Annotated in this window: 8 protein-coding genes; 6 read left to right on the top strand and 2 right to left on the bottom strand. The window is 53.6% G+C overall.

Going from position 1 to position 6,761, the window contains the following annotated elements; genetic code table 11:
* Window positions 1-212: 212 nt before the first annotated feature.
* The 3 genes from ACR1XY_RS23840 to ACR1XY_RS23850 are packed head-to-tail and all read left to right on the top strand — an operon-like array spanning window position 213 to window position 2,640.
* Window positions 213-1,229, top strand: a complete 1,017-nt coding sequence (locus ACR1XY_RS23840) for a YeiH family protein (RefSeq protein WP_480597213.1) — start codon at window positions 213-215, stop codon at window positions 1,227-1,229.
* An 11-nt stretch (window positions 1,230-1,240) separates the two neighbouring features.
* Window positions 1,241-2,275: a phosphate acetyltransferase gene (gene pta / locus ACR1XY_RS23845; protein WP_480597201.1), complete on the top strand. Its 1,035-nt coding sequence runs from the start codon at window positions 1,241-1,243 to the stop codon at window positions 2,273-2,275.
* Window positions 2,275-2,640: a cupin domain-containing protein gene (locus tag ACR1XY_RS23850; protein ID WP_480597203.1), complete on the top strand. Its 366-nt coding sequence runs from the start codon at window positions 2,275-2,277 to the stop codon at window positions 2,638-2,640. The genes pta and ACR1XY_RS23850 overlap by 1 nt, the downstream gene beginning before the upstream one ends.
* 685 nt (window positions 2,641-3,325) lie before the next feature.
* On the opposite strand, the gene ACR1XY_RS23855 is transcribed toward ACR1XY_RS23850, so the two are convergent.
* Window positions 3,326-3,673 carry a DUF4082 domain-containing protein gene (locus tag ACR1XY_RS23855; protein ID WP_480597205.1) on the bottom strand — a complete coding sequence of 116 codons (348 nt, stop codon included), beginning with the start codon at window positions 3,671-3,673 and terminating at the stop codon, window positions 3,326-3,328.
* 461 nt (window positions 3,674-4,134) lie between these two features.
* Between ACR1XY_RS23855 and ACR1XY_RS23860 the strand changes: the two genes are divergently transcribed.
* Window positions 4,135-4,647, top strand: a complete 513-nt coding sequence (locus tag ACR1XY_RS23860) for a hypothetical protein (protein WP_480597207.1) — start codon at window positions 4,135-4,137, stop codon at window positions 4,645-4,647.
* A gap of 222 nt (window positions 4,648-4,869) precedes the next feature.
* Here the strand turns inward: ACR1XY_RS23860 and ACR1XY_RS23865 are convergent, their stop codons facing one another.
* A complete protein-coding gene (locus ACR1XY_RS23865) occupies window positions 4,870-5,196 on the bottom strand; it encodes a hypothetical protein (RefSeq protein ID WP_480597209.1) in 327 nt (108 codons plus the stop codon).
* Between the two features lie 156 nt (window positions 5,197-5,352).
* Here ACR1XY_RS23865 and ACR1XY_RS23870 point away from each other — a divergent pair, with 156 nt between their 5' ends.
* Both ACR1XY_RS23870 and ACR1XY_RS23875 read left to right on the top strand, forming a co-directional pair.
* Window positions 5,353-5,628, top strand: a complete 276-nt coding sequence (locus tag ACR1XY_RS23870) for a beta-barrel domain-containing protein (RefSeq protein ID WP_480597215.1) — start codon at window positions 5,353-5,355, stop codon at window positions 5,626-5,628.
* A 299-nt stretch (window positions 5,629-5,927) separates the two neighbouring features.
* A complete protein-coding gene (locus ACR1XY_RS23875) occupies window positions 5,928-6,143 on the top strand; it encodes a hypothetical protein (protein WP_480597211.1) in 216 nt (71 codons plus the stop codon).
* Window positions 6,144-6,761: the final 618 nt, after the last annotated feature.

The raw sequence follows: 6,761 nt of genomic DNA on the forward strand, positions 1-6,761 counted from the left end.
AGGAACTGGGCGAGCCCTTCCGTCGTGACGCGATGAAAAAACCGGTCGCAGTCGCCGGTATCAGCGAAAACGACATGACACCACAGGCCGGGGTCGCCTAAGCAGATGTCAAACCCGGGCCTAATCGGGCCCGGGTTCCATTGAGCTTTCCGGCCAGGAGGGCGCAATTTTCGCACAAAGGAAACATGATGCAGGCGTTAAATGCATCCCGGATGCCCCTGTCGTGGGCGCAAGATTTCGTTCGCAAGAACGGCCATGGATTTCTGATTTCCGTTGTCGTGGCTGTGGCGGCGCAGTTTCTGTCAGAACACTACGGTGCACCGGCAATGCTGATGGCGCTATTGCTTGGCATAGCGTTTCATTTTCTGGCCGAGGAAGACACCGGAAGCTGCAAAGCCGGCATCGATTTTACCGCACGCAGCGTCCTGCGTTTTGGTGTTGCGCTGTTGGGCGCACGTATTTCGGTTGAACTAATGGTCGGCCTGGGGCCGCAACTGATCGCAGTTGTCATCACGGGCGTCATTCTGACAATCCTGTTTGGGTTGCTCGGTGCGCGTTTGCTTGGACGTGGCTGGCGGTTTGGCATTCTGACCGGCGGTTCGGTTGCGATTTGCGGTGCCTCCGCTGCAATGGCGCTGTCCGCCATTTTGCCAAAGAACGAACACTCCGAACGCAATCTGATCTTTACCGTCCTGTCGGTGACTGTCTTGTCCACGGTTGCGATGATCGCCTATCCGATCCTGACTGAAACTTATGATTTCGACGATCAAATCTCGGGCGTATTTTTGGGCGGTACAATTCACGACGTCGCGCAGGTTGTCGGCGCGGGCTTTTCGGTTTCGGACGAAGCCGGTGAAGTCGCGACAATGGTTAAGCTGATCCGCGTTGCCATGCTGGCGCCAGTCGTTCTGGTGATTTCGGCGCTCGTACGCCGATACGCAGAGTTCAGTGAAGGAGAAGGTAAACGACCCCCGATCCTACCATTATTTGTGGTGGGCTTCCTGATCTTCGCCACCCTGAACTCACTGGGCTTCATCCCTGATGTCGTTTCGTCAGCGATGGCCAGCCTAAGCCGTTGGGCATTGCTGGTATCGATCGCAGCGGTTGGGATGAAAACCTCACTCAAACGTATTCTGGATGTGGGGGGGCAGGCCATCGCACTGATCGTTGCTGAGACCGTCTTTATCGCCGTTCTGGTTCTGGCGGGCGTTTACCTCGTGCATTTTTGAAAGGAAATACCATGAAGCCGTTGGAAGAACTGCTCAGGAATGCAGCGCAATCTCAAAAGAAAATTGCCCTGTCAGAAGGGGCTGACCCCCGTGTCGTCGAAGCCGCGCTTGAAGCCAGGAAAAAGGGTGTCGCACGCGTTGTGCTGGTGGGGGACGAAGATGTCATCTTGGGCCAATTCGCATCGTTGAGCGCCCAACCAGATGACGGAATAGAAATCGCAGACCCCGCCTCGTCAGCACATTTTGATGAACTGGCGGCGTTGCGTTTTGAGTTGCGCAAGCACAAAGGCATTACGCAGGAACAGGCCATTGTTGAAACGCGTAAGCCGCATGTATTCGCAGCACTGATGGTGAAGAAAGGACTTGCGGACGGAACCCTTGGCGGTGCTGTGGCAACCACGGCCGAGATCGTGCGAACTGCCATTCAGGTCATCGGTGTGAAACCCGGCGAAAAGCTTGTATCCAGTTTTTTCCTTATGCTGTTCTGCGAAGGTCATCACGTCAAAAAAGGTGCGCATGTCTTTGCGGATAGCGGTCTTGTTGTCGATCCTTCGGCAGAAGAAATGGCTCAGATCGCGTTGGATTCAGCCAATAGTTTCCGGGCGTTGACGCAGGATACTCCGCGTGTTGCGATGTTGTCCTTCTCGACCCGTGGCAGCGCCAGCGGTGCAGCCGTGTCCAAAGTCGTTGAGGCCACAAAACTGGCCAAGAACGCTGCACCCGACCTTCTCATCGACGGTGAACTGCAGTTTGACGCAGCCTTCGTGCCCGAGGTTGCGGCGAAAAAGGCCGAGGATTCACCACTGGGCGGCAACGCAAACATCTTTGTCTTCCCCAACCTCGAAACCGGCAATATTGCTTACAAGATTGCGCAGCGGGTCGGAGGGGCAGTGGCAATTGGTCCGATCATGCAGGGGCTGGACAAGCCCGCCAATGACCTGTCCCGCGGATGCTCAGCAGAGGATATTTTGCACATGATCGCCGTAACTGCCGCCCAAGCCGAAGCAAATGAAACAAAGACGCAACCGAACCCGGAGGTTTCGTGATGAACATACATGTCATCAACCTGTTCGACGAACCCGCAACCCGCAGCGAACGCCGCCTTTCCGATCTGCCAGATCGCGTGGTAGAGGGGGATCCCTTCCACAAGGTGGGGATACACTTCACCAGCCCCGACGGAGCACTCTCGGCAGGCACTTGGACATCAACTCCTGGAAAATGGCACGCGTTCACGGACAAGGATGAGTATTGCTATATCGTTGATGGGCATTGCGCCTTGATTCACAAAGACGGGACGCGGCAGGATTTTCGCACCGGAGACAGCTTCATGATCCCAAACGGCTTTCAAGGCTACTGGGAAGTTGTCGAGACAACGACAAAGCACTTTGTCATTCGGGATTTGTCTGAGTAACAAAAATGGTTCTGAAGGTGTCGAGGTTCCGGTCAATTGGGCGGGCCTTTCAGGATTCCCGAGCCTTCGGCAACGCCCGTTGCTTCTTGGATAGTAGGCTCTTCACTTCGACATTCCGATAGGACCCTCATAGTAACTTAGTTGGCCATTATTACGTATGGTGGCGAGGCTTTGACGCGCCCGGGGTGTTCGAGGAACACGCAAAACACACCATCATCAAACCTCGGTTTCGACCGATGCTCGGGTGATCTGAAAGGGCCAGTTCGGAGTCAGAACCGGTCAATTCAAACTGTTTCCCGCGTTAGCCGAAAAAACTTCGTGAGCCTCGATACAAGTTCACGTTTCGAAAAAGCCTGCGACAATGCCCCCTTTACTCTCCGTTCGGTCCAACCCCGAAACGGAAGGCAAAGTACGATTTCACGTTGGTCAAAAGGGTTTGGGTACAGAAGATAGATTCGTCCTCGTGTACTGCGGCGACACATGTTTCAACGATCACGTCGACCCAATAGTTGGAGGCGTTGAAGCTTTACGTTGGGAATTGATTGACTACGCTCGCAGGACATACACCATTGCTGGTTTGACCACTGTCGGCGAGAGCTGTCAGTTGCTCGTCCGACCCGGACCAATCGCTTCTGAAGAAGCTTCCACCAAGTGCATAATTCTTAGTCGTGCCGTAGGAAACAACCTAGGATGAGCCTGCCTGCAGGTCGACTGATGTCGAAAGGGTGCCGACCTGCCAACCACTTTCACCGGGGTCGGACTGCACCATGACACAGGCAAGTTTGGTGCCAACGTCGACACACAGGTTCAGTTCGCGCACATCTGTGTCATCTGCGTCAACCGCGTCAACTGCGCCGCCGTAATAGCGCAGACCGGGGACTTGCCCTTCAGAAGCAACAGTGAACTTAACTCCCAAATCATTATCGGTCGGGTCGAATGTCACTAGCTGATCTGGCGAGTCTGTCGGACAAAACAGTGTTGAAACCGTTGAGCCACTCTCGCCCACGACCTCAGTTATGGTGAATGTGGCCACTAGCTCGACAGCCGGGTTGAACGCATTTGCGTCCGCCTCTCCGGCGATAGCAAATACAAAGGTGTTCGCGTCCGGATTACTGGCTGTAAAGGTGGCCGTAATCGCTGGTCAAATAACTCTTAGAAACCCCGTGGTTCTGAGTTGTGTCATAGGACACCACAAACCGCTCACCATCGGATGCGTTTTTCGGTGTTGCCGGATCGACGGTCTGCCATCCTGTTTCGCTTGGTGCGGAAGTAACCGTTTTGGATGACATCGGAAGATCGGCATCCGCTGCGTCTCAGTAGTGTTTTGGCTCTGTCACCTGGCCGACATGCCCGTCATCAGAGTCTTAGGTCTGTCGCATCCTCACGTCCTTCGATCAGATCGTTAGCTCGGCTTATGTGATTCTGTCCGCTGCGGATGAGTTGCAGGACAAGTAGCCGTGGCCGACCGAGCTTTGGCCGACAGGTTTCACCGGTTTGAAGATCATCTACTGGTATTGGTTTTATCTCAATACGTTCTTGGGTTACTATAGCCGATACATCATTGCCTCAAAGCCTTGTACGACGATGAAGACCGAGGTTGTGACAGAAACGCAGGGCCTCGCGTTAAAGGCGCCGGGTTGTTATCAGGCAACCGTACTGCATAAACAGCGTCCGCTCAGCGACAACCTGTCCACCTACATTTCCGGCGAACTGTCCGATAGGCGAATAGGTTCACAAATGGATCACGCGTGTGGCGCGCCAGATCATCCGCAGACGCAAGGCAAGGTCAAGCGTTGCAGTTACTGTCGATACCACGACAGCCTGCAAAACCTTACATCTTCTAAGGTCTGCTTTGGACCAGGCCAGAATACTTTGAAAAAACGAGAAAGGATCAAGCGAAAGACCATCGAGGCCCAGCTCTTACTTCACCGCAGATCCGCCGCACCATCAATGCAACCTGATGAGCCAAACCCCCTTTGGTCAAATCAACCTAAACTGTCCTGTTGAAGCTGACGCTAAACCGCTGTTGGTCACTCTTTCTCACTACGTGACCATTCGCGGTGTGGTCATCTCCTCTGGTCAGGTCGTAGCGCAAGTCGATCCAGAGCCTGCTCAGTGGCCGGAAGGGGGCATTGTTAGGGATAACTAGGTTAAGAACCGCTACCTTGTCGGGACAGGGAGGTCGTGCCGCAGCTTGATCCCAAGCTGGCGGAGATCAATCGGGATATCTTACACGGTGTCCTGACCGGGCTGACAGCGCGCAAGGTTTGGCGAGAGAATGAACGACTGAAACTGGGCGAGATACAGCCGATCGAAACCGAGGTCGCGCTTGAACCGGCGGCGGTGCAGAGGCAGTTGCAAGGTCAGAACGAGGCTTTTAAGTCCCGACGCGCCGTCTTGGAAGGGCGCTAGGCACATTTCAGAGAGCAGATCCAACAGCAACAAGCTCAAATCGACGGCATTATGGCACAATTTGATGCCACTAAGGATCGGGTTGTCCTTGTCGATCGGGAGGTAGGCAATGTCTGCACCCTGTTTGATCAGGGTCTCGTGCACGAGAGCCTATTGTTAGAACTATAAGGCGGGCGGACCGAATTGCGGTGCATCAGTATGACCTGACAGGTATGCGCAACGCGATTCAAGACTCAGAACTTAAGATCAACTAGGCCAGCCAGGAATTCCAGGACTACGTGGTGCTCAAGCTGCGCCAGGATTCGGTTCCCTACATTCGATCAACGCTCGCCCCCGGAACTTTATGGCACGGTGTCTGGCGTGTCCCCGGACAGAGTCGAAGATCTGGAAACAGATCGCCATTTCCATTGGGTAGAAGTCACGTTTCCACCCGAAGAACTGGTCCGCTTAGGACTGTGCGAGCTTATACCGGGTATGCCGGTCAAAGCGTTTTTGAACACAAGAACCCCTTTGGTTCTGTGCTTCCCTCTCAAAACACTGACGGATCAATTAAAGCATGTCTTTCTGGAAAGCTGATCGGTGTTCGCTCAATCCTTCTTTCGCCAAGTTCGGCCAAAGGCCAAAAAAGTGTTTTGGGCTTCTTAAGGGATAGCGCGCAGTGAATTCTTCACATGCGTTTTTATGGGGGGCGGTTCAGGCCGATCGCTTCCGTTGGTAGTTTCCAAATCGACTCAAATGCTGTGGTTTTGGCTTGTTGGCGGAAAAGACACTCTACTCGCAAAATTTGCATTTTTTCATCCAATGTGCATTTCTTTTTCCATACTATGCTGCAACGCTGCTTGGTCCCGAAGGTTCCTTTGATGAAGAACTCGCCAATGAAAACACAGGTTGTGCCAGTGAAGGTGCCTGAGGCGTTGAAGGGTAAAAGGGCCGGTCTATTCTTCCTGCTGAACCAACTCGAACTTCGAAAAAGTCAGGCCAAATCAGTTGCCTCATCGGATGTTGCGCCTTTAAAAGCACCCTTTCAAATGGCTTCAGAACTTGAGCCGCAGAAGCCGTTTCTACTGACCGACGAGTTTATCTTTTCTTAGTCGAATTCCTGCATTTCACTGGTTTTTGCAAGGGTCTGAACGTGCTAAGTTGTCTTGATGATCGCTGGGAACTCGGACAACCAGGCTGACGGGTTGTTTGAAAGAACAGATTCCGGGCGCGATTTGGGCCTTTCAGATCATGTCTAGCGGTGGGTTTTGGGCAGGAAACCCAACAAGGGCGGCCGCACTTACGCCACGAGCTATGGATCGCTTTCAACGTCATCAGGCACGAAAAAACTCGCTTCGGGTGCCCGTCCGGAAGGAATGAAGAGGGCCTGCCGCCGTTTTCCCGAATTAGCGAACTTAAGGACCGAACCCTCATGTCCCCGTAATCGGAATGCGAAAACACGGCCGATTCCGCCGGAGCCGCCCACCGAATCTGCGAAGGAAAAGCGTGCGAACCTCGTTCTGGCGTCTCGGACTTGCCTGAGGAATATTGCCCATGAAAACTGTCGATGCATATCGGTCCATTCAAAGCCCACAGCCAGTTATTGGATGGCCGCGACACTGAAGGATGACGGCCTGAACTTAGGCTCAGGACCCATTGATTTCCGTATAGCGGCGTGATTCACGGTTCGAAAACGAGCGGTGAACATGTCTGATCTTTTCTGGCTTACA

Source organism: Ruegeria sp. AD11(2025), from assembly GCF_056542405.1.

Bases quoted from the DNA above. Each gene is read 5' to 3' on its own strand.
- ACR1XY_RS23840 (WP_480597213.1), top strand. From the start codon at position 213: ATGCCCCTGTCGTGGGCGCAAGATTTCGTTCGCAAGAACGGCCATGGA.
- pta (WP_480597201.1), top strand. From the start codon at position 1,241: ATGAAGCCGTTGGAAGAACTGCTCAGGAATGCAGCGCAATCTCAAAAG.
- ACR1XY_RS23850 (WP_480597203.1), top strand. From the start codon at position 2,275: ATGAACATACATGTCATCAACCTGTTCGACGAACCCGCAACCCGCAGC.
- ACR1XY_RS23875 (WP_480597211.1), top strand. From the start codon at position 5,928: ATGAAAACACAGGTTGTGCCAGTGAAGGTGCCTGAGGCGTTGAAGGGT.